At 54.8% G+C, this 24,406-nt stretch carries 23 protein-coding genes; 21 read left to right on the forward strand and 2 right to left on the reverse strand.

From position 1 onward, the window contains the following. Window positions 1-7: 7 nt before the first annotated feature. Window positions 8-784: an N-acetylmuramoyl-L-alanine amidase family protein gene (locus tag J3P34_RS03510; protein WP_210466413.1), complete on the reverse strand. Its 777-nt coding sequence runs from the start codon at window positions 782-784 to the stop codon at window positions 8-10. 205 nt (window positions 785-989) lie between these two features. On the opposite strand from J3P34_RS03510, the gene J3P34_RS03515 reads away from it, so the two are divergent. From J3P34_RS03515 to J3P34_RS03530, 4 genes are all read left to right on the forward strand, one after another. Then, window positions 990-3,551: a putative LPS assembly protein LptD gene (locus J3P34_RS03515; RefSeq protein ID WP_210486444.1), complete on the forward strand. Its 2,562-nt coding sequence runs from the start codon at window positions 990-992 to the stop codon at window positions 3,549-3,551. A 216-nt stretch (window positions 3,552-3,767) separates the two neighbouring features. Beyond that, a complete protein-coding gene (panB, locus tag J3P34_RS03520; protein ID WP_210486445.1) occupies window positions 3,768-4,586 on the forward strand; it encodes a 3-methyl-2-oxobutanoate hydroxymethyltransferase in 819 nt (272 codons plus the stop codon). 99 nt (window positions 4,587-4,685) lie between these two features. After that, window positions 4,686-5,372 (forward strand): RluA family pseudouridine synthase, encoded by a 687-nt coding sequence (locus J3P34_RS03525; protein WP_210466416.1) that lies wholly within the window; start codon window positions 4,686-4,688, stop codon window positions 5,370-5,372. A 365-nt stretch (window positions 5,373-5,737) separates the two neighbouring features. After that, window positions 5,738-6,472: an acyl-CoA desaturase gene (locus J3P34_RS03530; protein WP_210466417.1), complete on the forward strand. Its 735-nt coding sequence runs from the start codon at window positions 5,738-5,740 to the stop codon at window positions 6,470-6,472. Between the two features lie 37 nt (window positions 6,473-6,509). On the opposite strand, the gene J3P34_RS03535 is transcribed toward J3P34_RS03530, so the two are convergent. Beyond that, window positions 6,510-7,655 (reverse strand): DUF418 domain-containing protein, encoded by a 1,146-nt coding sequence (locus J3P34_RS03535; protein ID WP_210486446.1) that lies wholly within the window; start codon window positions 7,653-7,655, stop codon window positions 6,510-6,512. A 43-nt stretch (window positions 7,656-7,698) separates the two neighbouring features. Between J3P34_RS03535 and J3P34_RS03540 the strand changes: the two genes are divergently transcribed. The 17 genes from J3P34_RS03540 to nuoK all read left to right on the forward strand — a co-directional run bounded on the left by J3P34_RS03540 (window position 7,699) and on the right by nuoK (window position 24,406). Next, complete coding sequence (locus J3P34_RS03540) at window positions 7,699-9,339, forward strand: sulfatase-like hydrolase/transferase (RefSeq protein ID WP_210486447.1); 1,641 nt, start codon at window positions 7,699-7,701, stop codon at window positions 9,337-9,339. Window positions 9,340-9,572: 233 nt separating this feature from the next. Then, window positions 9,573-10,124, forward strand: coding sequence for a 30S ribosomal protein S16 (locus tag J3P34_RS03545; protein ID WP_210466421.1), 552 nt, complete (start codon window positions 9,573-9,575; stop codon window positions 10,122-10,124). Between the two features lie 11 nt (window positions 10,125-10,135). Continuing rightward, the gene (rimM, locus tag J3P34_RS03550) at window positions 10,136-10,729 is read left to right on the forward strand and encodes a ribosome maturation factor RimM (protein ID WP_210486449.1); all 594 of its coding nucleotides are present in this window, start codon (window positions 10,136-10,138) and stop codon (window positions 10,727-10,729) included. Next, on the forward strand, window positions 10,716-11,405 hold the full coding sequence (trmD, locus tag J3P34_RS03555; RefSeq protein WP_210486450.1) for a tRNA (guanosine(37)-N1)-methyltransferase TrmD: 690 nt from the start codon (window positions 10,716-10,718) through the stop codon (window positions 11,403-11,405). Before rimM ends, trmD begins: the two co-directional genes overlap by 14 nt. Before the next feature lie 82 nt (window positions 11,406-11,487). Continuing rightward, a complete protein-coding gene (gene rplS, locus J3P34_RS03560) occupies window positions 11,488-11,841 on the forward strand; it encodes a 50S ribosomal protein L19 (RefSeq protein WP_123127567.1) in 354 nt (117 codons plus the stop codon). Between the two features lie 541 nt (window positions 11,842-12,382). Next, window positions 12,383-13,354, forward strand: a complete 972-nt coding sequence (locus J3P34_RS03565; protein ID WP_210486451.1) for a DUF1259 domain-containing protein — start codon at window positions 12,383-12,385, stop codon at window positions 13,352-13,354. 400 nt (window positions 13,355-13,754) lie between these two features. Continuing rightward, window positions 13,755-14,186, forward strand: a complete 432-nt coding sequence (locus tag J3P34_RS03570; RefSeq protein ID WP_210466425.1) for a CBS domain-containing protein — start codon at window positions 13,755-13,757, stop codon at window positions 14,184-14,186. 84 nt (window positions 14,187-14,270) lie between these two features. Next, window positions 14,271-14,723, forward strand: coding sequence for an NADH-quinone oxidoreductase subunit A (locus tag J3P34_RS03575; protein ID WP_210486452.1), 453 nt, complete (start codon window positions 14,271-14,273; stop codon window positions 14,721-14,723). After that, on the forward strand, window positions 14,704-15,342 hold the full coding sequence (locus tag J3P34_RS03580; RefSeq protein ID WP_210486453.1) for an NADH-quinone oxidoreductase subunit B: 639 nt from the start codon (window positions 14,704-14,706) through the stop codon (window positions 15,340-15,342). The genes J3P34_RS03575 and J3P34_RS03580 overlap by 20 nt, the downstream gene beginning before the upstream one ends. Before the next feature lie 136 nt (window positions 15,343-15,478). After that, the gene (gene nuoC, locus J3P34_RS03585; protein ID WP_210486454.1) at window positions 15,479-17,230 is read left to right on the forward strand and encodes an NADH-quinone oxidoreductase subunit C/D; all 1,752 of its coding nucleotides are present in this window, start codon (window positions 15,479-15,481) and stop codon (window positions 17,228-17,230) included. Between the two features lie 333 nt (window positions 17,231-17,563). After that, window positions 17,564-18,028, forward strand: a complete 465-nt coding sequence (nuoE, locus tag J3P34_RS03590; RefSeq protein ID WP_210486455.1) for an NADH-quinone oxidoreductase subunit NuoE — start codon at window positions 17,564-17,566, stop codon at window positions 18,026-18,028. A gap of 18 nt (window positions 18,029-18,046) precedes the next feature. Beyond that, window positions 18,047-19,321 carry an NADH-quinone oxidoreductase subunit NuoF gene (gene nuoF / locus J3P34_RS03595; protein WP_210486456.1) on the forward strand — a complete coding sequence of 425 codons (1,275 nt, stop codon included), beginning with the start codon at window positions 18,047-18,049 and terminating at the stop codon, window positions 19,319-19,321. Window position 19,322: 1 nt separating this feature from the next. After that, a complete protein-coding gene (gene nuoG, locus J3P34_RS03600) occupies window positions 19,323-22,058 on the forward strand; it encodes an NADH-quinone oxidoreductase subunit NuoG (protein ID WP_210486457.1) in 2,736 nt (911 codons plus the stop codon). Beyond that, window positions 22,028-22,993 (forward strand): NADH-quinone oxidoreductase subunit NuoH, encoded by a 966-nt coding sequence (gene nuoH / locus J3P34_RS03605; RefSeq protein WP_210486458.1) that lies wholly within the window; start codon window positions 22,028-22,030, stop codon window positions 22,991-22,993. The genes nuoG and nuoH overlap by 31 nt, the downstream gene beginning before the upstream one ends. A gap of 54 nt (window positions 22,994-23,047) precedes the next feature. Beyond that, window positions 23,048-23,563 (forward strand): NADH-quinone oxidoreductase subunit NuoI, encoded by a 516-nt coding sequence (gene nuoI / locus J3P34_RS03610; RefSeq protein ID WP_149092325.1) that lies wholly within the window; start codon window positions 23,048-23,050, stop codon window positions 23,561-23,563. Window positions 23,564-23,573: 10 nt separating this feature from the next. Then, the gene (nuoJ, locus tag J3P34_RS03615; protein WP_210486459.1) at window positions 23,574-24,101 is read left to right on the forward strand and encodes an NADH-quinone oxidoreductase subunit J; all 528 of its coding nucleotides are present in this window, start codon (window positions 23,574-23,576) and stop codon (window positions 24,099-24,101) included. Next, window positions 24,098-24,406: an NADH-quinone oxidoreductase subunit NuoK gene (nuoK, locus tag J3P34_RS03620; RefSeq protein ID WP_210486460.1), complete on the forward strand. Its 309-nt coding sequence runs from the start codon at window positions 24,098-24,100 to the stop codon at window positions 24,404-24,406. The genes nuoJ and nuoK overlap by 4 nt, the downstream gene beginning before the upstream one ends.

A 24,406-nucleotide genomic window follows, 5' to 3' on the forward strand; every position in this document is an offset into this window, starting at 1 on the left:
GATTAAATTAGTTCATGGCCTCAAGTTCCTGCTTGTAGTCCTTGAAAGCGCGGTATATGCCTGATGCAATATACGATTGGTTGGATTTATCGTTGAGGTACTTCTCTTCCGTTGGGTTGGTCAGGAAGCCAATCTCAATCAAAGTGCTGGGCATGGCAGATTTCCACAGCACCAGGAAGCCCGCCTGCTTCACACCACGGCTGGAGCGGCCCACCTTGGTCTTGAACTCCCGCTCCACTTTCTGCGCGAACCTCAGGCTGTTGTCAATGTAGGCACTTTGGTACAAACTGAAGAGGATGTGGCTCTGCGGCGACTTAGGGTTGAAGCCGTTGTAGTTCTTCTCGTAGTCCTCTTCCTGCAAGATTACAGAGTTCTCGCGGGTGGCTACGGCCAGGTTGCTGCTGGACTTGTGCAGACCCATGGTGTAGGTCTCGGTGCCGAAGGCGTTGCTGGGCCCGGAGTTGCAGTGGATGGAGATGAACAGGTCGGCGTGGTTCTTGTTCGCGATGCCCGCCCGGTCAATGAGCTCCACAAAGCGGTCGTCTTTGCGGGTGAAAATAACATTCACATCGGGCACGTTCTCTTCAATGAGTTCGCCTAGTTTAAGCGCCACCTTGAGGGCTACTTCCTTCTCGCGGGCCGAGGCTCCGTTACAACCCGTGTCTTTTCCGCCGTGGCCGGCATCAATTACCACAGTTCGTATTTTTACATCCTTCCGGTCAAAAGTGGTGAAGGAACCAAAGAGTAAAAAAGCAAAAACGGTAAGAGAGACAATATTTTTCACAGGATGCGTTAGTTAAAAGCTATTGTTAATAACTTTGTCCTAGTTAACAAAATAACAAAAAATTTACTTGAATCAGAAGAGATCCCTCCTGTTTTTGGCAATCGCCGCTTTTACAGTGATTGCCTTTTTTTCCGCTACGGAGGGAAGCGCGCAAATTCGTCCTAACCTTAATCGTGCCAATTTAATTCCAAAGGCGGACTCCATTGTGGTCTCCTCTCCTGATACTGCTAACGCCAAAGCCAAAGGTGATATTGAGACCACCATTAATTATAAGGCGAAGGACTCTATCCGCTACGATGCCGTTAGTCAGATCATGCACCTGTACGGCGACGCCCACATTGACTACGGCGAGATTGCCCTGGACGCGGGTTACATCCAGATCAACTGGAAAACCAACCTCATCAACGCCGAAGGGATTTTGGACTCTGCCGGGGTGCTTCAAAACAAGCCTCTTTTCAAAAACGGGGCCGAAAACTACCAGGCCGAGCGCATGGCCTACAACTACAAAACCAAGAAGGGCCGCGTGATTGGCGCCGTTACCACGCAGGGCGAGGGCTATATTCACGCCGAGACCATCAAACGCGACTCCCTGGGCAGCATCTACGGCAGGCACGCCCGCTATACTACCTGTGACCTGGAGCACCCGCACTTCTACATTAAGGCCTCCAAGATGAAGGTGATTCCCAATGACCGCGTGGTGGCCGGGCCATTCCACCTGGTCTTCGCCGATGTGCCCACGCCTATCGGTTTGCCTTTCGGGTTTTTCCCTTCGCCGCGTAAAAGAGGTTCCGGGGTCATCATTCCTACCTTCGGGGAGTCTAACCAGCAGGGCTTCTACCTCCGTGACGGCGGTTTTTACTGGGCCATGAACGAGTACATGGACATGCGCATCACCGGCGATATCTTCTCACTGGGGGGCTACGGCGCGCGGGTGCAGTCTACCTATACCAAACGCTACAAGTTCAGCGGTAACTTCTCCGTGAGCCATACCTATAACAAAGGCTCCGAGAACATTGGCGTGGGCCGGACCACCGATGCCGTCTACAACTATAACACAGACTCCCGCGACATCTGGATCAGCTGGAGCCACCAGCCTATCACGCGACCCGGCAAAGGTCAGTTCTCGGCCAGCGTGAACGCCGGTAGCCAGTTCTATAACCAAAGAAACTCCACCACCGCCCAGAATGCGCTATCACCGGCGTTCAACTCCACTGTTTCATACCGCAAGAGCAGCCCCAACTCGCCTATCAACTACGGCGTAACCATTTCGCAAAGCCAGACCACCAGAACCCAGCGCAATGAAGCCGGCGAATTGGTGCCGGTGCAGCAGATGAGTTTCACCCTCCCTGATTTCAGCTTCGGGGTGGCGAGCCAGAGCCCTATTGAGTGGTTTGGCGGTACAATGACCGGCCGTTGGATTGAAGGCATCCGGATTGGGTATTCCCTGAACGCGCGCCAGTACGTGACCAACAACATCTCCTCGGGTAACAGCCTGGGCTTCCCTTTCACCACCGCCAGGGTCCGTGACACGGTGATCGCCATCAACGGGTCTAACCTGGCCCAGATTTTCCGGAATGCCCGTACCAGCATCAACCATGACATTCCTATTACCCTGGGAACGGTGAGCCTTTTCAAGCACTTCAAAGTGACACCGGGCGTGAGCTACAGCGAGAGCTGGTTTACCAAAAAGTACACCTACCGCACCAAGCCCGGGACTAACATGCTGGAAGCGGATACTTCCAAAGGCCTGCAGCGCACCTACCAATACCAGGGAAGCCTGTCTTTCTCCACCAACCTGTACGGCATTGCGCAGATCGAAGGAAAGAAGATTGAGGCTATCCGGCACACCATAACGCCTAACATTTCCTATAGCTGGCGACCTGATTTTGGCAGGGAAGAATACGGCTTCTACCAGCGGGTGCAGCGCGACAGTCTGGGTAACACGCAGCTGCTGTCCCGGTTCCAAGGACTGGAAGGCAACGTACCGGGTCCGGGCCTCACCAGCGCGCTCTCTTTCTCCATCAGCAACAACGTGGAGATGAAAGTGAAGACCGACAGCGCGGGTGTGTACAAAAAAGTGAGTTTGATTGACGCCTTCAACCTCTCCGGGTCCTACAACATGGCCGCCGATTCTTTCAAGCTCTCCAACATCAACGTGAACATGTCTACGAAGCTGTTCAACAACGTGGGCGTGACGGTATCGGGGAGCTTTGACCCTTACCAGTACATCAACGGGGTGAGAAGAAACATCTACTTAGCGCAAGGCGGCGGTTTCAGGCTGGCTCGCCTCATGAACCTGAACTTCAACACCGGGTTTGAGTTCAACCAGCAGGCCCGCAAGCAACAGGCCGCCTCTGGGGCCGCGCCGCCCACCAACCTGCCGGCCCTGCAGCGCACCGTGACCGCCGCAGATTACGTGGAGTTTAACATCCCCTGGACGCTCTCCGTGGACCTGACCTCCAACTTCACCCGCGATAACCTCACCGACAAACTGGTGAACAACGCCACCTCGGCGGGCATTAACGGTTCCGTGACCCTCACCGATAAATGGGCCGTAAACTACACCACCAGCTATGACCTGAAGAACAAGATTCTGAGTTACACCAACATCGGGATTGTACGGGACCTTCACTGCTGGCAGATGTCTATAGACTGGGTACCGTTTGGGGTACTGCAACGCTACTCCATCAACATCAACGCCAAGTCTGCTTTGCTGCAGGACCTGCGCATCCGGCGCAGCAGCAGCGCCACCGGAAGACCTTACTAAGCTAAAAACAGAGCGGCCATCTTCTTCAAGATGGCCGCTCTGTTTTTAAGCCATTTCCCTTAAATCTGCCTTAAAACACACCTAAGCCTGGGAAACAAACGTATTAATCTGGTACACTTCACCCTAGTTCACCGGCAAAGAATTTCTGGTTTTTTATTCCTGATTCCTAATTCCCCACTCCTTACCTTTGCCCAGGCTAACACCCCCAATTCTATTATGTCGGTTCAGAAACGCGAGGTAAAAATAGTTACCACCCACCAGCTGCAAAGCATGAAAGAACGTGGCGAGAAAATCTCCATGCTCACTGCTTATGATTTCTCCATGGCCACCTTACTGGATGCCGCCGGAACAGATGTTTTATTGGTAGGTGATTCTGCCTCCAACGTGATGGCTGGCCACGAGACCACGTTGCCCATTACCCTGGACCAGATGATCTACCACGCCTCCTCGGTGGTGCGGGGGGTGAAGCGCGCGTTTGTGGTGGTAGACCTGCCGTTCGGTTCTTACCAGGGGAACTCCTCAGAGGCCCTGCGTTCCGCCATCCGGATCATGAAAGAATCCGGTGCACACGGCGTGAAGTTGGAAGGCGGCGAGGAAATCAAAGACTCTATCACGCGTATCCTCAGCGCCGGTGTGCCAGTCATGGGGCACTTAGGATTGACGCCACAGTCCATCTATAAATTCGGGACGTACTCTGTGCGCGCCAAGGAAGAGGCCGAGGCCGAGAAGCTCCTCTCCGATGCCCGCCTGCTGCAGGAACTGGGCTGTTTTGCTATTGTGCTGGAGAAAATCCCGTCTTCGCTGGCCAAACGCGTAGCTAATGAACTCCATATCCCCATCATCGGGATCGGGGCCGGGCCGCACGTAGACGGGCAGGTACTGGTAATTCATGATTTATTGGGCATCACCAAGGAATTCAAGCCCCGCTTCCTGCGCCGCTACGCCGAGCTCCACGAGATCATCACCGGCGCCGTGAGCAACTACATCCAGGACGTAAAATCCCTCAACTTCCCCACCGAAGAAGAAGCTTATTGATTTAATTGTTAATTGTTGATTGCTGTCTCCTGAAAAACAATCAGCAATCAACAATTTTCCGTTTTCGGCCCCATTTCCTAAAAACACCTTTAAAACCGAATGCCTGCCCCCTTCAAGCTAGACGTACTTTTTGAAGACAACCATCTGCTGGTGGTGAACAAACCTAGCGGGGTACTGGTGCAGGGCGATGAAACCGGTGATGTGCCGCTCTCTGAACTGGCGAAGGAATACATCAAAGAGAAATACCAGAAACCGGGCAACGTGTTCATTGGCGTGGTGCACCGCCTGGACCGGCCGGTGAGCGGCGTAGTCCTGCTGGCTAAAACCTCCAAAGCCCTCACCCGCCTGAACGAGCAGTTCAAAACCCGCAAGACGGAGAAGATCTACTGGGCCATCACGCAGCGTGCGCCTCACCCTGAGGCCGGCACCCTAGTGCATTGGCTCATCAAAGACGCGGAACGCAACACCACCAAAGCCCTCACAAGTGAAAAGCCGGGCAGCCAACGCGCCGAACTCAGTTATTCTTTGCTTAAAGGTACTAATGGCAAATACCTGGTAGAAGTACGGCCCGTCACCGGTCGGCCGCACCAGATACGGGTGCAGTTGGCCTCGCTCAAATGCCCCATCCTGGGCGATCTCAGATACGGAGCCCCGGAGCCGCTGCCAAACAAAAGCATCGCGTTGCACGCGCAGGAACTGGGTTTTGAGCACCCCATCCTGAAAACCTGGGTATCGGTAAAGGCTCCTCTTCCCCGCATCCCGGCCTGGCAACCTTTCCAACCTTAGATTCATCTGGCTACAGCCCTCTTTTAAATTCTGGCGCAGTTACTTATTTTGCCCATGCAGAAGCTAGCTATGAAAGGCCGTGCGGTTTCTGATTCGGTGCCGAAGCGATTCTCAGCCGTTTTTGGGAAAATGGCCCTAAAACAAAATAGACTAAAGGCAAACTTCAATCTATAACCTGCTTACAGGCTCTTGGCTGGAGAATGGGGAGAGTTAAAAGATGATTCTTGTCACTTTTGCGCAAAATACAGGTTTGTCTTTGCAGCGTTTAAAACTTGCGTTGTAGCTTTGTGAACTTATTTACGGCGGGGCTGTTCTCATACTGCCCGCCGGTGTTAGGCGTAAACTATTAATTGCAATCACCCAGCATGATCATCATCCTCTTTTTTGTAGCCCATTGGTACCTGTCGCTGTTTGTGCAGACCTTCTACCTCCACCGCTACGCCGCGCATAAAATGTTTACCATGAATGCGTTTTGGGAGAAGTTCTTTTTCCTTTTCACCTACATCAGCCAGGGCTCGTCTTTCCTGTCGCCCAGGGCATACGCTATTCTGCACCGGATGCACCACGCCTTCTCAGACACGGCCCGTGACCCGCATTCGCCGCACTTTTCCAGCAATGCCTTCACCATGATGTGGAAGACCAAGAACATCTACAACGATGTACTGAAGAACCGGGTGGAACCAGAGTTGCGCTTTGACGGCAATTACCCGGTTTGGCGCCTGGTGGAGAACATTGGTGACCACTGGGGTTCCCGTCTGGCCTGGGGTACGTTCTATGTGTTATTTTATATCAAATTCGCCGATTTCTGGTGGATGTACCTGCTGCTTCCATTGCACTTCCTGATGGGACCTCTGCACGGTGCCATCGTGAACTGGAGCGGCCACAAATACGGCTACCAGAACTTTGACAACAATGACAAATCAAGAAACTCGCTTTTCTTTGATTTCTTAACCGGCGGTGAGTTATTCCAGAACAACCACCACAAATTGCCAAACCGCGTGAATTTCGGGGTGAAATGGTGGGAAGTGGACCCAACCTACCCTATCATTTGGACCTTGGACAAAGTGGGTATCATTAAATTGAAAAAAGCTACTGCTTAACCGCAGCTTCTATAAAAAGCAGAAAGGCGTCTCCCGATCAGGAGGCGCCTTTCTGCTTTTTACCTGCTATGCGTCTTAGTAGCCATTCCACAGGACCTTGTTTATACCGTTTCAGACACCAGAAAGAAAAACCTAACTGAAGCGCTATTACTATGACATAAAGCAGCACGCACTGCCAGGGCTCCAGTTTATTGAACAAGTCCAAACCGTACCTATAAAAGAGCAGGCTGAACAGCAGGTTTTGGGTTAAGTAGTGCGTGAGGGTGAGTTTTCCCAGCAATCTCAAGGGAGATAGAAAGCGTTGCAGTATGGAAGTATGCCAAAGCAAAACAGGTAAAGAAGCCAGGGTGATAACAGCGGCATAGAAATAGACTCCCAGGCACAACTCTTTCAGCCAAAGCGTTTCATTTGCTTCGCCCCGCCATCCGGCTAGTTGCACCAGGATGGCTACTCCTATGGCTAAGGCCAAGTGCCCCAGGAACACCTTCTTGACCCAAGCTGGGGAAGTTAACCGCGAGATACTGTTACTCTTGACAAAGGCGAAGCCCATCAGCATAAAGGCAAAAATCCGGCTGTAGAAGAGAAGGGTTGCCCAGGTAAATACGCTTTGTAAAAATTCCTGCACCCGAAAAGACATCAGTTCTGAAAAAGTACCCGTCTCATATGCGGCCAAACTCTCTTCGGAGACTTGCATTTGGGGCATTGCCCACAAATTGCCTATAAAACTGAACAGCAGCAGAAAGGAGCCTAGGATTACCAAAGGCTTGGCGCCCCAATTCCGGAGCAGTAACAAAAGACAACCCATGAACACATACTGCACCAAGACATCGCCTTCCCAGATAAAAATTACCTGCAGCGCGCCCAGGAGAAACAGTCCGGCTAACCGGCGCAAAAAGAAGCCTGGGCTTTGGGTGGGTAACCCCAACGCAGCAGATGCCCCGAATACAAAGGAAAAGATGGGGTAGAATTTGCTTCTCACCAACACCATCAAGGCAAGTAGCAGGAAGTGGTTCAACCCATGCCCGTACCGGCTGGCATACTCCGCAAAAAAGGCGTTTGGCGTATGCATGGTGAAAATATTCTCCAGGCATATTCCCAGCAGCGCAAAGCCACGCATGACATCTATCTGATCTACACGGCCGGGGAGCCTATCCGCCGGATTGGCAGATTGAACGAGTTCCATTACCTTCGGTTCCTGATTTACGAGAGCAAGTTACGGGAAATACATGAGGCCACGCTTTTTAAGGCACACTCCTTTTATTCTATTCTGCGCGTTGGCATTGTTTGTCCTGCTGGTAGAGATGCGGCCCGGCCGGTTCTACTTCATCACCACCTTCCTGCTTTTTCAGGATAGCCTCATGCACCTGCTGCTGTACCTGGTGTTGTTTGCGTTTTCAACGGCAGGTCTCCTGCTCCTGCTGTTTAACCGAAGCAAAGTCCTTTATCGGCTTACGTTGGCGCTGCTTTTCCCCTGCCTGCTTATAAGTCTCACCTACCGCTTGATTACGGGCTACAACTTCATGTACTCAGATGCGGTGCTGGCCTGGAACAATCTACCGCTTCTGGATACCGCCCTTCAGAATTACGGAGGGCAGGTTGTGCTTGCTTTTTTAGCTACCATTCTGGTGATTCTTGCCATTAATTGGCTCAGGAAGAAAGCAGCGTGGCGGTCGGCATCCTGGACGGCCTGTTTCCTGCCATTGGCTGCCTTGGCGGCTTTTGCCATGATCAAAAGAACCACTGGCGTGGTGGATGATTTTCCGGCGCTCTACCGGGTGCCATTAACTATTATGGCAGTAGTTACAGACCAACTGCCGCAACCCTTACGTACCCCGGTACCCGTCTCGCCGGAAAACGGCGGCGTGCCGCACCTCTTCCTGATTGTGGACGAGAGTATCACCGCCACAGAGCTGACTTTGCATCGGCTGGAACTCCAGACCACGCCTTTTCTTTACTCTGTCCGGGGTCATTTACTGGACTTTGGTGTGGCCAGTTCAACCACAAACCAGAGCGCCGGCTCTAACATTGCTTTGATGAGTGGCACCCGGCCTACGGAACTTCCAGACACGGCGTACCGCACTTTTTCCCGCACCAATATTTTTCAGTTCGCTCAAAAGGCGGGCTATACCACCTATTACATAGATGCGCAGTTGGGCGGCGATGTGCTGCAGAATTTCATGAGCCCCGAGGACCTAAAATACATTGACCACGTGGAACGGCCCGCTGTTACCCATCCCCAAGCTCCATACTATGACCGGGACATGCTGGTGGCAGACCAATTAGCACAATTGGCCAAATCCCCGGAAAAAGTATTCGTCTACGTAGTCAAAGCTGGTGCCCACTGGCCATATGCCCGCACCTATCCGGTAGACTCTACGTTTTTCAAACCGGTGCTCTCGCCGCGCAGTATCTACAAAGACCAGGCGCGTACCCTGAATACGTACCACAACTCCCTCCGCTGGACGGTAGACCAGTTCTGGCGCAAGCTCATGGGCACCATCTCCCCCCAGGACAGCACCGTCATCGTCTACACCTCAGACCACGGCCAGAACCTAACACAGGCAGGGATCAGCATCACGCACGCCTCGGTACAGGAGACTTCGCCGCAGGAGGCCGCCGTGCCCTTGTGGATCTGGGACCCCAGTAAGCTTACCGGTATCGCGTCCTCCCCAAAGCCGAGGTGGGGCTACAGCCACTTTCATATTTTCCCGGCCTTGCTCCGGCTCCAGGGTTTTTCTCCAGATTGGGTGCAGAAACAGTACGGCCCTTCTTTTTGGGACAATTCTGCAAATTCAGCCGCGAAACGCTTCTTCCTGGCCGGAGACCTGTTCGGCCGGGGACCGCACAGCCTGGTGCCGTTCAGGTAAGGATACCCTTTTGAGAGCGAACCATGTTTCTGGCCCGTTTTCCATAAATTAGCCTCAAAACGCCTCAACTATCTCCCATCTCCAGATCTTCAAATCCACAAATTTCCAAATCCAACGCCATTCCAAAAGGCCACATTCTCAAATCTTTAAATCAATAGTAGCAGTTTCAAAATTATTGCCGTACATTTGCACCCCAATGCCGGACGGGATCCGGCGCTTTAACAAAGTTTACTATGGCTGTTAAAATCAGACTGGCCCGCAGAGGCCGCAAAAAAGCTGCAATGTACGATATCGTAGTTGCAGACGCTCGTGCACCACGTGATGGTCGCTTCATCGAGAAATTGGGTACTTACAACCCACAGACAAACCCTGCCACTATCAACTTCAACGAAGACAAAGCGTTGGATTGGGTATTGAAAGGCGCTCAACCAACTGACACTGTGAAAGCCATGCTTTCTTACACCGGTGTTATGTTCAGAAAGCACTTACAGATTGGTGTATTGAAAGGCGCCGTGACGCAAGAGCAGGCTGATGCCCGCTATGCAGAGTGGAAAGCCGGTAAAGAAGCCAAAATCAGCGGTAAAGTAGAGAAATTAGGAAGCGACAAAGCTGCTCAGAGAAAAGCTGCTTTGGAGGCCGAAGCCAAAGTGAACGCTGCCCGTGTTGAGGCTCAGCAAAGAAGAGCAGCTGAAGCTGCTGCTGCCAACGCTCCGGCTGCTGAAGGCGATGCCGAAGGTGCTGAAGACGCTCCTGCTGCTGACGCTACAGAAGAAGCTCAAGCTTAATTTTACTAGCCATGACGTTAGACGCATGCTTCCAGTTGGGGTATATTGTTCGCACGCATGGCACCAAAGGCCAGGTGGTCGCGTTTTTTGACGTTGACTTTCCGGAAGAGTACGATGAATTGGAATCAGTTTTCCTGTTGATTAACGGGAAACTGGTTCCTTTTTTCATTGATGACCTCAATCCACAGGACAAAGGCAAAAGCATTCTCAAGTTTGAGGATGTGAACACCGTGGCCGATGCCGAGAAACTCAAAGGCGTAGCCCTCTACCTTCCCCTGAACCAGTTGCCCGACCTAGAAGAAGATCAGTTCTACTTCCATGAGGTGATTGGCTATACGGTGGTAGATGAGCAGTTAGGCGAACTGGGTACCGTGCAGACCTTCTTTGACCTGCCCAACCAAGACCTGCTGGCCATGGACTACCAGGGTCACGAGGTGCTCATCCCGGTTCAGGACGAGATCATCCTGCGCACCAGCAAAGAGGAACGCAAGATTTATGTGAGCCTGCCTGAGGGCCTGCTGGAAGTGTACACCCAACCCTCTAACCGCCAATTGGAAGAACCGCCCCTGGAAGGCGAGGAAGACGAAGACGATGACGCGGTTTGATATTATTACCTGCCAGCCCCACCTGCTCACCGGCCCCTTTGACCACTCTATTCTAAAAAGAGCCCAGGACAAAGGTCTGGTGGAAGTACACCTGCACGACCTGCGCAAATACGCCATCAACAAACACGGCCAGATTGACGACTACGCCTTTGGTGGAGGCGCCGGCATGGTACTGATGGTGGAACCTATTGCCAAGTGCATAAGGGAACTGCAGGCCCAGCGCACCTATGATGCGGTGATCTACATGACCCCAGACGGCCAGACGCTGAACCAGCCCATGGCCAACCGGTTGTCTCTGCTGCAGAACGTCATCATCCTGTGCGGCCACTACAAAGGCGTGGACCAGCGCGTGCGCGACCTGTTTGTGACCCACGAGATCAGCATAGGCGACTACGTGCTCTCTGGCGGGGAACTGGCTGCCGCGGTCTTGGCAGATTCACTTATCAGGCTAATACCCGGTGTGTTGAATGACGAGAGCAGCGCGCTCTCAGACTCTTTCCAGGACAACCTCCTGGCTCCTCCGGTGTACTCCCGTCCCGCTGATTTTGAGGGACATACCGTGCCAGAAATCCTGCTGTCTGGCAATACTCCCAAAGTAGAGGAGTGGCGGTTTGAGCAGGCCGTGCAGCGCACCCGCCAACTAAGGCCTGATTTGCTGCATGATGAAAAAAATTAGTACTTGTTGATTTACAATTAGAAAAATAACGTCTATATTTGCACTCCGAATTTTGCAGATAAAAAGACACTATATTATAGTCATGAGCGATTTAATTAAATTAGTAGAGCAGGAATACACAGAGAAGCGTGCTTCAATTCCTACTTTTGCTGCTGGCGACACAGTGAATATTCACGTGAAGATCCGTGAAGGTAACAAAGAGCGTATCCAGCAATTCCAAGGCGTGGTTTTGCAGCGCAGAAACTCCGGTGCCAGCGAGACTTTCACTGTAAGAAAAGTGTCTAACCAAATCGGAACCGAGCGTATTTTCCCGCTTCTTTCTCCAAACATCGAGAAAATTGAGGTAATCCGCAGAGGTAAAGTTAGAAGAGCTCGTCTGTTCTACCTGAGAGGTCTTTCTGGTAAAGCCGCCCGTATCAAAGAAAAAAGAAGCTAAGACCTTACGGTTTAGTTTTCCCATACCATCAGTGCTGAAAAGCCGATCTCACCCGAGATCGGCTTTTTTGTTGCCTTTTGGTGACTGCAGATCTCATAGTTAGGGTATTCCTTGAAACTGTCTCTGCTTCCTTGGTCTGTCCCCCGACAGACCAAACCACAAACTTGGAAAAGAGTCCCTACTGGGTTGGTATGTCGGGGGAAAGACCAATGGAAGAGCCCTTTGACATAGGCCGCTCATTCAATCGGCCTTACCCTTGTTCAGCCCACCTTCCGGGAATTCCCCTCTTGGAAGGGGAAGGTGTGGGGTGTTTATGCTTAGCAACCACCTTCTCTCCGCAAGTAACCTTCACCTTTGTTTTAAGCCCGATTTCTAGAAAACAGGTCTGAAACGCTAACTTTCCATTTTCCACTTTTTGGCTACTTAATTTCAGGTCAGAAGGAAACAAACAAATTCCAGCAGCATATTCCTAACTGTTTGTAAATTGCTCTGACAGAGGCTTCTGCTGCTCTGTGGCTTTCCTGCATAAACCGTTAGTTCTATGAATAGACGCAATGCCTTACAGGCCACTGCCCTTCTGGGTACCGCCTCCGCCTTCGGATTACTGGACCTGCAAGCCTCGCCGGCACCCAGGAAAACGCCCCCGCTCTCCCCTGCTGAGATATCGGCCATAGAAAGCGCTTTGGGCAAGAAAGGAACCTACAAGGAAGACGAGGCTACCCACACCACCGGCCTTCCCCGCAATGATCTGAAAGTTAAAGTCAAAGGCGAAGCCGTACCCATTCCCTTCGGCTTTGGGGGCTGGGTGTCTATCAAGAAAACCGTGGATGGAAAAACGGCCATGCTCATGAGCGACACCGTTCTGCTACAGGAGGAGGTAAACCCGCTCATCTCAGCGGCCCACGCCAACGGGCTGGAGGTAAGCGCCATCCACAACCACTTCTTCTACGAGGAGCCCCGCATCTTTTACATGCACCTGCATGGCATGGGCAGCCCGGCTGACCTTGCCAAAAAGTTTGCGGCCACCATCAGCCAAAGCAAAATAGCGCCAGCGAACCAGCCGCCGCAGGCTACCCCCACAGGGCCAACCGGAAAAGAGAACTTTGATATTCCGGCCTTAGACGCCATTGTGAAATATACCGGCACCGTGAACGGGCTTACCTATAAATACACCGTGGGCCGCTCAGATCTGAGGGTGATGGCCATGGGGGCCGAGATGACGCCTTCCATTGGGTTGAACTCCTGGGCCTCCTTTTCCGGCACCAAAGAGCGCGCGCACATTGCCGGCGACATTGCCATGCTGCAACACGAGGTCAACCCGGTGATTGCGGCGCTCCGGCGGAACAACCTGGAGGTGGTAGCTGTGCACAACCACATGCTAGGCGACGACCCGCACATGATCTTCCTGCACTATTACGGTCAGGGTCCCTCAACTACCCTGGCCCTAGGCTTTAGGGCAGCCCTGAATGAGTTAGGTAAGTCGGGTAAGGCCATGAACCATGCCAAACACTAGCTTCTGAAGAAATGGGCCCATTGGCAATCCCTAGGAAAGAGGCTTTAGAAGGCTGAACGACTAAAAACGGAAACTAGGCTGCCTATTCCCGCCTTGGAGTCTAAGAACTTTTGGCTCAACAGGCACTGCAACAAAAAGACAATACCTTAATTAGCAGAGCTTTACACCAAACTAAAGCAAAAATACTGCTGCCAGATTGATGATCTGGCAAACACCCTTGTCTTATACTGAAAAGCAGTTCACTCTTAATTACAAATTCTCATTTCGGTAAAAAAATGAAGAAAAATAATGTAATTATTAAAATAAATATTATATTTCTCCTATCTTATAAATTCTTGTCAAAAAACACAATCATTCCCCTTTACACATTCTAGAAATCTCTTGCGGAGGAAGAGGCAAAATGGGTAAGGTCAGAAACATTTTAGCAAATAAGGGGCACGCTATCTACTCGATAGGACCCGACGACACCGTGTACCAGGCACTGGAGCTCATGTGCGAAAAAAACCTGGGAGCCCTCCTGATTATAGACCGGGGAAGATTTACCGGTATTTTTACTGAACGTGATTACGCCCGCAAGGTGATTCTGAAGGGGAAAGCCTCCAAAGAGACCCTGGTAAGCGAAATCATGAGCGAACGCCCCATCACCGTTACCCCAGACACTCCCATAGAAGAATGCATGAAACTGATGACCCAAAGCTACATCCGGCACCTTCCGGTTCTGGAAAACGGGGAATTGGTGGGCTTGATCTCTATTGGAGACGTGGTAAAGTACATCATTGACGAGCAGAAATTCATTATCGAGAACCTGGAGCATTACATCACCGGTCACTAACGGCTCTTGCCGGAAGTGCGTGCTTGTGAACCTTTCCTAACTGCGGTAACCAGAATCCAAACGATTCCCTGGAGGGGATGCGCTTTGACCAATTCTCCCGAAACTCCTATCCTGCTTTGGCCCTTGTTGGTCTACGCGGCCATTGTGCTCAGCCTGGCGGGCATCATCCTCACCATTTCCCATTTCCTGGGCGGCCGGCACAACGAGCGTGCCACCGCCGAGCCTTATGAAGGCGGCATCATCAGCACGGGCACGGCCCGCCTCCGCTTTTCTTCCCAATTCTACCTCATTGCTATGCTCTTCGTCATCTTTGACGTGGAAACCATCTTCATTGTGTCCTGGGCTATCGCGTTTCAGGAACTGGGCTGGTACGGCTATTTCGGGGTGCTGGCGTTTATCGTGTTGCTGGTGGTGGTGCTCATCTATGAATGGCGCAACGGGGCCCTGGACTTCGGTCCGGATGGCAGGAAGATTCTGCAGGCGTATAAGAAAATCACCCTAAAAGAAGAGACCCGGCATGAAGTGGTGGCTGAGTAGACCAGAACAACCCACGGGCGCCGTGAAGGGCACGGGCTCCTACGAGGACACCATGCAGCAGAGCATCATGCTCAGCTCCATGCAAAGTCTGCTGGCCTGGGGCCGCCGCAATTCCATGTGGCCGTTCCATTTCGGGCTGTCCTGCTGTTTTGTGGAGATGGCCACCAGCATGACGCCCAAGTATGACCTGGCCCGATTCGGGGCCGAGGTGATCCGGGGTACGCCCCGCGAGGCCGATGTTATGATCATCGCCGGCACGGTCTTCATCAAAATGGCGCCTATTATCCAACGGCTGTACGAGCAGATGATGGAGCCCCGCTGGGTCATTTCCATGGGCTCCTGCGCCAACTCGGGCGGCATGTACGATATCTACAGTGTGGTGCAGGGCGTGGACAAATTCCTGCCCGTGGACCTGTACGTGCCCGGTTGTCCGCCCCGCCCCGATGCGTTTATGGAAGGCCTGGTGCTGCTGTCAGAATCGGTGGGAAAAGAGAAGCGGCCCCTGAGCTGGAGCGTGGGCGAGCAGGGCATCATCCGCCCGGATAAAACCGAGGTAAAGGCCCGCAAAGTAGAGTACCGCCGGCAGATGACCGATTTCCGGTCGCCCGATGAGATATAAACCAGAAAACAATCAAGCAGAATTCAATACATCAAGATAGCCCAAAAAGTTAGTGGAACCACGTCAGTGTAGAGGAATGAAGTAGGTACGCAAGGAAAAGGATATACCCCTGACCGGGGTACAAAACTCCTGTACAATGGATAGCAACGGCAACCTTCTGGCGCAACTGCAATCCCGTTTCGGTGAGGACGCCTTCACCGTCCAGACCACCAAGGATGAGATCCTCACCCTCTGGATGCCCGTGGCCCAGGCCAAGGAGATCCTGCAATACCTCAAGAAAGAAATCCCGCAGCCCTTCCCTTTCCTCTACGACCTCTGCGCCCTGGACGAGCGCACCCGCAACCGGGCCACGAACCACGTCCCGCACGCCGATTTCACCGTCGTCTACCACCTGTTCTCCTACGCCCGGAACCAATTCGTCCGGCTAAAGGTGGGCCTTTTTGGGGAGTATCCTTCGCTGCCCAGCATCACCGGCCTGTGGGCCAACGCCAATTGGTACGAGCGGGAGATTTATGACCTGTTCGGGATCAAGTTCGAGGGCCACCCGCACCTGTCGCGCATTCTCATGCCGCGCACCTGGGAAGGCCATCCGCTGCGCAAAGAGCACCCGGCACGGGCCACGGAGATGGGACCTTTTAGGTTGTGGGACGAAAAGCAGGACCGCGAGCAGGAGGCCTTAAAGTTCAAGCCCGAGGAATGGGGCATGGCGCGCCAGAGCGAAGACAGTGACTTCATGTTCCTCAACATCGGGCCGCAGCACCCGGGCACCCACGGCGTGTTGCGCATCATTCTGCAACTGGACGGCGAAGACATTGTGGATGCCGTGCCCGAGATCGGGTTCCACCACCGCGGGGCCGAGAAAATGGGCGAGCGGCAGTCGTGGCACACCTATATCCCTTACACCGACCGGGTGGATTACCTAGGCGGCGTGATGAACAACCTGGCGTACCTGCTGGCGGTGGAGAAACTGGCGGGCATTGAGGTGCCGGAGCGGGTGAAGGTGATACGGGTGATGATGTGCGAGTTCTTCCGGATAGCCAGCCACCTGGTGTGGTACGGCACCTTCGCGCAGGACCTGGGCCAGCTCTCACCGGTCTTTTACATGTTCTCTGACCGGGAAAAAGTCTTTGAGGTGGTGGAGGCCGTCTGTGGCGGGCGCATGCACCCCAACTGGTTCCGAATAGGCGGCGTGTCACAGGATTTGCCCAAGGGTTGGGAAACGCTGGTGCAGGGTTTCCTGGAATATTTTCCCAAAAGGCTCAAAGAATACGACAGCATGGTGCTGAAGAACAGCCTGTTTAAAGCCCGTACTGTGGGCATCGGCATCTTTACCGCCGAGGAGGCCATTGAGTGGGGCGTGACTGGCGCCAACCTTAGGGCCTGCGGCATGAACTGGGACTTCCGGAAAACGCGGCCTTACTCGGGTTACGAGCTGTTCGACTTTGAAGTACCCACCGGCCAGAACGGCGACTGCTATGACCGGGCGTTGGTGCGCGTGGCCGAGATGCGGCAGAGCCTGCGCATCATTGAGCAGTGCCTCAAGAACATGCCCGCCGGTCCGTTCAAAGCCGATCACCCACTCACCACGCCGCCCATCAAGAAGCACACCATGCAAGACATCGAGACGCTCATCACGCACTTTTTGAACGTGAGTTGGGGACCGGTGATCCCGGCGGGTGAGGCCATGAGCTGCATCGAGGCCACCAAAGGCGCCAACAGCTATTATCTCACCTCAGACGGCAACACCTCAGCCTACCGCGTCCGCATCCGCACGCCCTCTTTCCCCCACATGCAGATGCTGCCCTACATCACCCGCGGCTATACCGTTGCCGATCTGCTCTCCATTCTCGGCGCCATGGACTACGTGCTGGCGGATATTGATCGGTGAGGAATGAGAGATTGAGTGATGGAGTGAATGAAGATGGATCATTCGGCAGAAGCGCTACAAACAGACTTCCGTTTTGAGGCCGATTTTTGGAAAACAGGTCTAAAACGACCTAGCAGAAATCTGAAAGTTGAAGATTGCGGCAGAAAGCCGAGGAGTTCTAAAGATACAGTGAATGTCCGCCTGAGTTCTCTGTTTTTAGGCTGGTTTCTAAAAAACAGGCCTGAAACAGGGAACATCAGGTGAGTTAATCAGGACGAAAACATTGACTTAAGCTATAGAACAGCGGGGCTGCTGCCTTGCTGAGGAAAACAACCAAACCTAACCCGAGAACAGATGCTGACCACGGAGGAAATCGCGCAGATTGAACATGAGATTAGCCTGGTGCCGCAGAAGAAGGCGGCCTGCATTGAGGCTCTGAAAGTGGTGCAGCAGCACCGCGGCTGGGTCTCGGATGAAAGCCTGAAGGACACGGCCAGCATGCTGGGCATGTCGGCGGAGGAGCTGGACAGTGTGGCTACCTTCTACAACCTCATCTTCCGGCAGCCGGTGGGCCGCCACGTGATTCTGCTCTGTGACAGCATCAGTTGCTGGGTCATGGGCTACGAGCAGATCCGGGACCACCTGATGCAGAAACTGCAAATCAAGTACGGCGAGACCACCCCCGATGGCCGCTTCACACTCCTGCCCAACGTCTGCCTGGGCACCTGCGACCGCGCCCCCGCCCTCATGATCGATGACCATTTGTACCAGAATGTGACCATTGAGGAGTTAGACGCCATCCTGCACCACCACCGATAAACCGCCCTGACAAAGCCCATGGAAAGACCCTTGACCAAACACATCCACCCGGATAGAGAACCCCTCAGCCTGAAGGAGTACGAGCGCGTGGGCGGCTACCAGGCGGTACGGAAAGCTTTGCTGGAGCTCACGCCTGAGGCAGTGGTGACGCTGGTGAAAGACTCCAACCTGCGGGGCCGCGGCGGGGCCGGGTTCAACACCGGGCTCAAGTGGAGCTTCGTGCCCATGGGCCCAGACGTACCGAGGCCCAAATACCTGGTGGCCAACGCCGATGAAATGGAGCCCGGCACCTTCAAAGATCGGCTGCTGCTGGAAGGCAATCCGCACCAGCTCATTGAGGGCATGATCCTGGCCTCCTACGCTATTGGGGCGGATATCTCCTACGTGTTCCTGCGCTGGGCTTACAAGAAAGCGGCTCAGGGGATTGTCAGGGCCATTCAGGAAGCCTATGATGCGGGGTACCTGGGGCAGAACATTTTAGGAACTGAGTTCAGCCTGGAGATGCACCTGCACACGGGCGTGGGCCGCTATATGTGCGGGGAGGAAACTGCGCTGCTCAATGCCTTGGAGGGCAAACGAGCCATGCCGCGGGCCAAACCGCCATTTCCGCAGGTGAGCGGCCTGTACGGCAAACCCACCATCGTGAACAACGTGGAGACCCTCTGCTGCCTGCCCCACATCGTGAACAACGGCCCGGAATGGTTCAAAGGCCTGAGCCGCACCCAGGATGCCGGCACCAAAATCTACGGCGTGAGCGGCAAGGTGAAACGGCCCGGCGCCTGGGAACTGCCCATGGGCGTGACCATCCGGGAACTGGTGGAAGAATACGCCGGTGGCATGCTGGACGGCTACAAATTCAAGGGGGCTTTGCCCGGCGGCGCCTCCACCGATTTCCTGGTAGAGCAGCACCTGGATACGCCCATGGACTATACCTCCATCGCGGCGGCAGGCAGCCGCATGGGCACCGGCACCATGATTATTTTGGACGACCAGACCTGCCCCGTGGGTTTCGTGCACAACCTCCAGCATTTCTTCGCGCAGGAATCCTGCGGTTTCTGCACACCCTGCCGCGAGGGGCTGCCCTGGGTGGAGAAAGTCCTGCTCTCCATTGACCGCGGAGAGGGCCGGCCCGAGGACATGAACATCCTGGATTTCCATACCAAATACCTTGGTCCGGGCAACACCTTCTGCGCCCTTGCCCCCGGTGCCATGGAACCCCTGCAGAGCGCCCTGAAATATTTCAGGGAGGATTTTGAACGCCACATCCACGATCACCAATGTCCCTGGAAGTAGCATGCCCACCATCTACATAGACAACGTGCCCTACGAGGTGAAGCCCGGCAAAAACCTGCTGGAGGCCTGCCTGACCTTAGGCAAAGACCTGCCCTATTTCTGCTGGCACCCGGCCATGGGATCGGTGGGGGCTTGCCGCCAGTGCGCCGTGAAAGTCTTCAAAGACGAAACAGATACCAAAGGCCGATTGATTATGTCCTGCATGGAGCCGGTGCGAGACCAGATGCGCCTGTCCATTGAAGAGCCCGAGGCCAAGGAGTTCCGTGAGCACGTGATTGAGTGGCTCATGACGAACCACCCGCACGACTGCGCCGTCTGCGACGAGGGAGGTTCCTGCCATCTGCAGGACATGACCGTGATGACGGGCCACGCCTACCGCCGCTTCCAGTTCAAGAAACGAACCTACCAGAATCAGTACCTGGGCCCGTTCCTGAACCACGAGATGAACCGCTGCATTCAGTGCTACCGCTGCGTGCGCTACTATAAAGACTATGCGGGCGGCAAAGACCTGGACGTGTTCGGGGCGCACAACCACGTGTATTTCGGACGGGCCGAAGATGGTGTGCTGGAGAGCGAGTTCAGCGGCAACCTGGCCGAAGTCTGTCCCACAGGCGTCTTCACCGACAAAACCCTGAAACAGCACTACACCCGCAAATGGGACCTCACCATGGCCCCCTCCGTCTGCCACCACTGCAGCCTGGGTTGCAACATCACCGCCGGCGAACGCTACGGCTCCCTGCGGCAGATCGTGAACCGCTACAACGGCGAGGTGAACGGCTACTTCCTCTGCGACCGAGGCCGGTTCGGATACGAGTTCGTGAACAGCCCGGCCCGGGTGAAGAAGGCCCTGGTGCGGAGCAAACTGCCTGAAGCGGTTTCCCGTCAGGAGGCGTTGCAGGAGGTAACCGCCCAACTCAAAAATGCCCGGGTCATCGGGATCGGGTCACCGCGCGCTTCCCTGGAGTCTAACTTTGCCTTGAAAGCCTTGGTGGGCGAGGATAATTTCCACATCGGGGTCTCAGACACCGATTATGACTTGGTGAACATGAGCCTGCGGATCCTGCAGTCTACGCCGGCGCGCACCTTCAGTCTGCGGGAAGTGGAGAAAGCCGATGCCGTGTTCATCCTGGGCGAGGACCTGATCAATACCGCTCCCCTGCTGGGCTTGGCCGTGCGGCAATCGGTAAGGCAGCAGCCCATGGAAACCGTGATGCAAGCCAGTATCCCCTACTGGCAGGATGCCGCCGCCCGCGAACTGGTGCAGGAACAGCACGGACCGCTTTTCATGGCCACGCTCGCCGCCACCAAACTGGATGAGATCGCCACCGCCACCGTACATGCCTCACCCGATACCATCGCCCGCCTAGGATTTGCCGTAGCCAACCTGATCAGCGCCGAATCGCCGGAGGTGACGCATTTATCCGAGGAAGAACAGACGCTTGCGGTGCAGATCGCGCAGGCTTTGGTGAAGGCGAAGAAACCTTTGATCATCTCGGGCTGCTCCAGCGGCAGCGAAGCCGTGTTGGAGTCTGCCGCCAACCTTACCGCGGCCTTACACACCCAGAACCCTGAAACCGGCATCGTGCTCACCGTGCCCGAGTGCAACAGCATGGGCCTGGCGATGCTGGGCGGGCACCGGTTGGATTCTGCCTTTGCGGCCATCCACAACAACTACGCCGAGGCGGTCATCATCCTGGAAAACAACCTGCACCGCTGCGCTGATAAAGCAGAGGTAGACCGGTTCCTGGGCAAAGCCAAACAGGTCATCGTGCTGGACCACCTGCACCACGCCACCTCCGAGAAGGCCCATGTAGTGCTGCCGGCCGGCGCCTTCTCCGAGGCAGACGGCACCCTGGTGAACAACGAGGGTCGGGCACAGCGCTTTTACCAGGTCTATCCCACTTCTGAGGACATCCAGGAAAGCTGGCGCTGGCTCGCGCAAATTGGTCAGGCCCTGCACGTGCCCCTGATGAGCCAATGGGAGAACCTGGATGACATTACCCGCGCGCTCATGGAAAACGAGCCTAGGTTCAAAGGTTTGGAAGCCATTGCTCCACCTGCCGGTTTCCGGATTGCGGGGCAGAAAGTACCCCGAGAGACCCATCGGTTCAGCGGCCGCACCGCAATGTTCGCCCACCACAGCGTAAGCGAGCCCAAACCACCCGAAGACCCGGATGCCCCGCTGACCTTCACCATGGAGGGCTACCGCGGGCAACCGCCTTCGCCCATCACGCCTTTCTTCTGGGCGCCAGGCTGGAACTCCATGCAATCGGTGAACAAGTACCAGGACGAAGTGGGCGGGCACCTGCGGTACGGTGATCCGGGCATCCGGCTCATAGAGCCCGGGCAGAACGGCACCACCCGCTTTTACCATGATGTGCCCGAAGACTTCCAGCCGCTGAAAGACCATTTGTTTGTGCTGCCGCTGCCCCACATTTTCGGGTCTGAGGAGCTGAGCAGTTTTTCGCCCGGAATTGCCGAAAGAGCCCCAAAACCCTACGTGGCCCTGAGCCCGCAAGACGCGCAGATGTATGGGCTGGAAGCCGGGGAGATCCTCAGTTTCACGCTGAACCACCAGACCTTCCGGCTGCCGGTAAAACTGTATCCTGAGCTCGCGCTGGGCACCGCGGGTTTACCCAAAGGCCTGCCCGATGTTCCTTTCGCTGAAGTACCCGCCTGGGCCATCATCCTTAAACAAGAACCGGCATGGAAGAATCAACCTCACACTATCTCCTGATCATAGGGGGCGTGCTGTTTGCGCTGCTGAACGTGGCGGCGGGGCTCATTTGGGTGGAACGTCGGATGCTGGCCCTCTGGCAGGACCGCTACGGCCCCAACCGCGCCGGTCCCTTCGGGTTGTTCATCGTGCTCGCCGATACCCTGAAGCTGTTCTTCAAGGAAGACTGGATTCCGCCGCTGGCCGACAAAGTGGTGTTTGTGATCGCGCCGGCCATTGTGCTGGTGACGGTGCTGCTGGGTTTTGTGGTGGTGCCGTTTGCGCCTGGCATTGTGGTGGCCGACCTCAACATCGGGATTCTGTTTTTCCTGGCCATGTCTTCCATGGGGGCATACAGCATCATTCTGGGCGGCTGGGCCTCCAACAACAAGTACTCGCTGCTGGGGGCTATGCGCGGTGCGGCCCAGATGATTTCCTACGAGGTGTTCATGGGCCTGGCCCTGATGGGCGTGGTGCTTTTGACCGGCACGTTTAACCTGACCACCATTGTGGAAGCCCAGCGCGACCTCTGGTTTTTCATCCCGCAGATCCTGGGGTTTGTCATCTTTTTCATCGCCGGCGTGGCCGAGACGCACCGCCTGCCCTTTGACATCCCGGAATCGGAGAGCGAGCTGGTGGCGGGGTTCCACTCAGAGTATTCGGGCATGAAGTTCGGGATGTTCTTTATCGGCGAGTACCTGGGCATCACGCTCATCTCGTGCATGGTGGTGACGCTGTACTTCGGGGGATGGCTGGGACCGGGTTTTCTGCCGCCGCTGTTCTGGTTTGCCATTAAGGTGTTCGCCTTTATCAGTCTGTTCATCCTGCTGCGCGCCTCGCTCCCCCGCCCCCGCTACGACCAACTCATGGAATACGGCTGGAAGATCCTGCTTCCGCTTTCCCTGGTGAACCTGCTGGTGACGGCAGCCATTGTCCTGATGCAAAACGAACCTTAACGCATACATCCGTCATCGCTCTTGTTGGGCCCTGGCATAAAGAAAGGAGCTGATATGTTTAGTATTCTCAGAAGCATGGGGTTAACCTTCCTGCACGCGTTCCACAAGCGCGACACCATCCAGTACCCCGAGGAAAAAGCCAAGCTCTCCACCCGTTGGCGGGGCCGGATAGTGCTCACCCGCGACCCCGACATGGGCGAGCGCTGCGTGGGCTGCTATCTCTGCGCGGCCGCCTGTCCGGTAGACTGCATCTCGCTGCAATCCACGGAGGACGAGAACGGCCGCCGGTACCCCGATTTCTTCCGGATCAACTTCTCGCGCTGCATTTTCTGCGGGTTCTGCGAGGAGGCCTGCCCCACCTACGCCATCCAGCTCATCCCCGATTTTGAGATGGCCGAGTACAACCGCCAGAACTTGGTCTACGAGAAAGAAGACCTGCTCATTGACGGGCAGGGCAAATACCCGGGCTACAACTACTACAAAGTGGCGGGTATGGCCATCGGGGGCAAGGATAAGGGCGAAGGAATCAATGAGAATCCGCCGGTGAACGTGAAAAGCCTGCTGCCCTAACAGAATTGCCATGGAACTGACCTTTTTCATTGCCGCCGCCGTCGCTATTCTGGCCACCATCATGGTGGTCACGCAGTACAACCTCATCCATGCGCTGCTGTACCTGGTGGTATCGTTTCTGGCTATTTCAGTGGTGTTTTTCACCTTGGGGGCTCCTTTCATGGCGGCCCTGGAGATCATTATCTACGCCGGGGCCATTGTAGTGCTCATCATCTTCGTGATCATGATGCTGAACCTCACCCAGGAAGACATCCAGCACGAAAAGGAATGGCTGAAACCCCGCATCTGGATCGGTCCGGCGGTGCTGTCCATGATCCTGCTGGTAGAATTGGTCTATATTTTCACCACTGATACCCCAGATACCTACCGCAGCACGCCCGTGGAGGCGAAGGCCGTAGGCATGTCCTTGTTCGGGCCTTACGTGCTGGGCGTGCAACTGAGCGGCATGCTGCTGATGGCGGGCATAGTGGGCGCCTATCATTTGGGCCGGCAGAAGAAGAAAGTAATCCACCGTTTTCTGGAAAGGACCGAGGCATGAATACGCTCCCTATGGAATACGGCCTGCTGCTGGCGGGCATCCTCTTCGTCATCGGGCTGGTGAGTCTGCTCATTAGGCGTAACATCATCTTCATGCTCATCTCGGTGGAGATCATGCTCAATGCCGCCGGGCTGGCCTTTATAGTGGCCGGTGCCCGCTGGGTCCAGGCCGATGGGCAGGTCATGTTCATTTTCATCATCACCATGGCGGCCGCCGAGGTCTCCGTAGGCCTGGCCCTGATCCTCCAGTTGTACCACAACCTGAAAACCCTTGACAGCGACGCAGCCAACCTAATGCACGGATAG

The organism is Rufibacter aurantiacus (genome assembly GCF_017916345.1).
Taxonomy (GTDB): domain Bacteria; phylum Bacteroidota; class Bacteroidia; order Cytophagales; family Hymenobacteraceae; genus Nibribacter; species Nibribacter roseolus.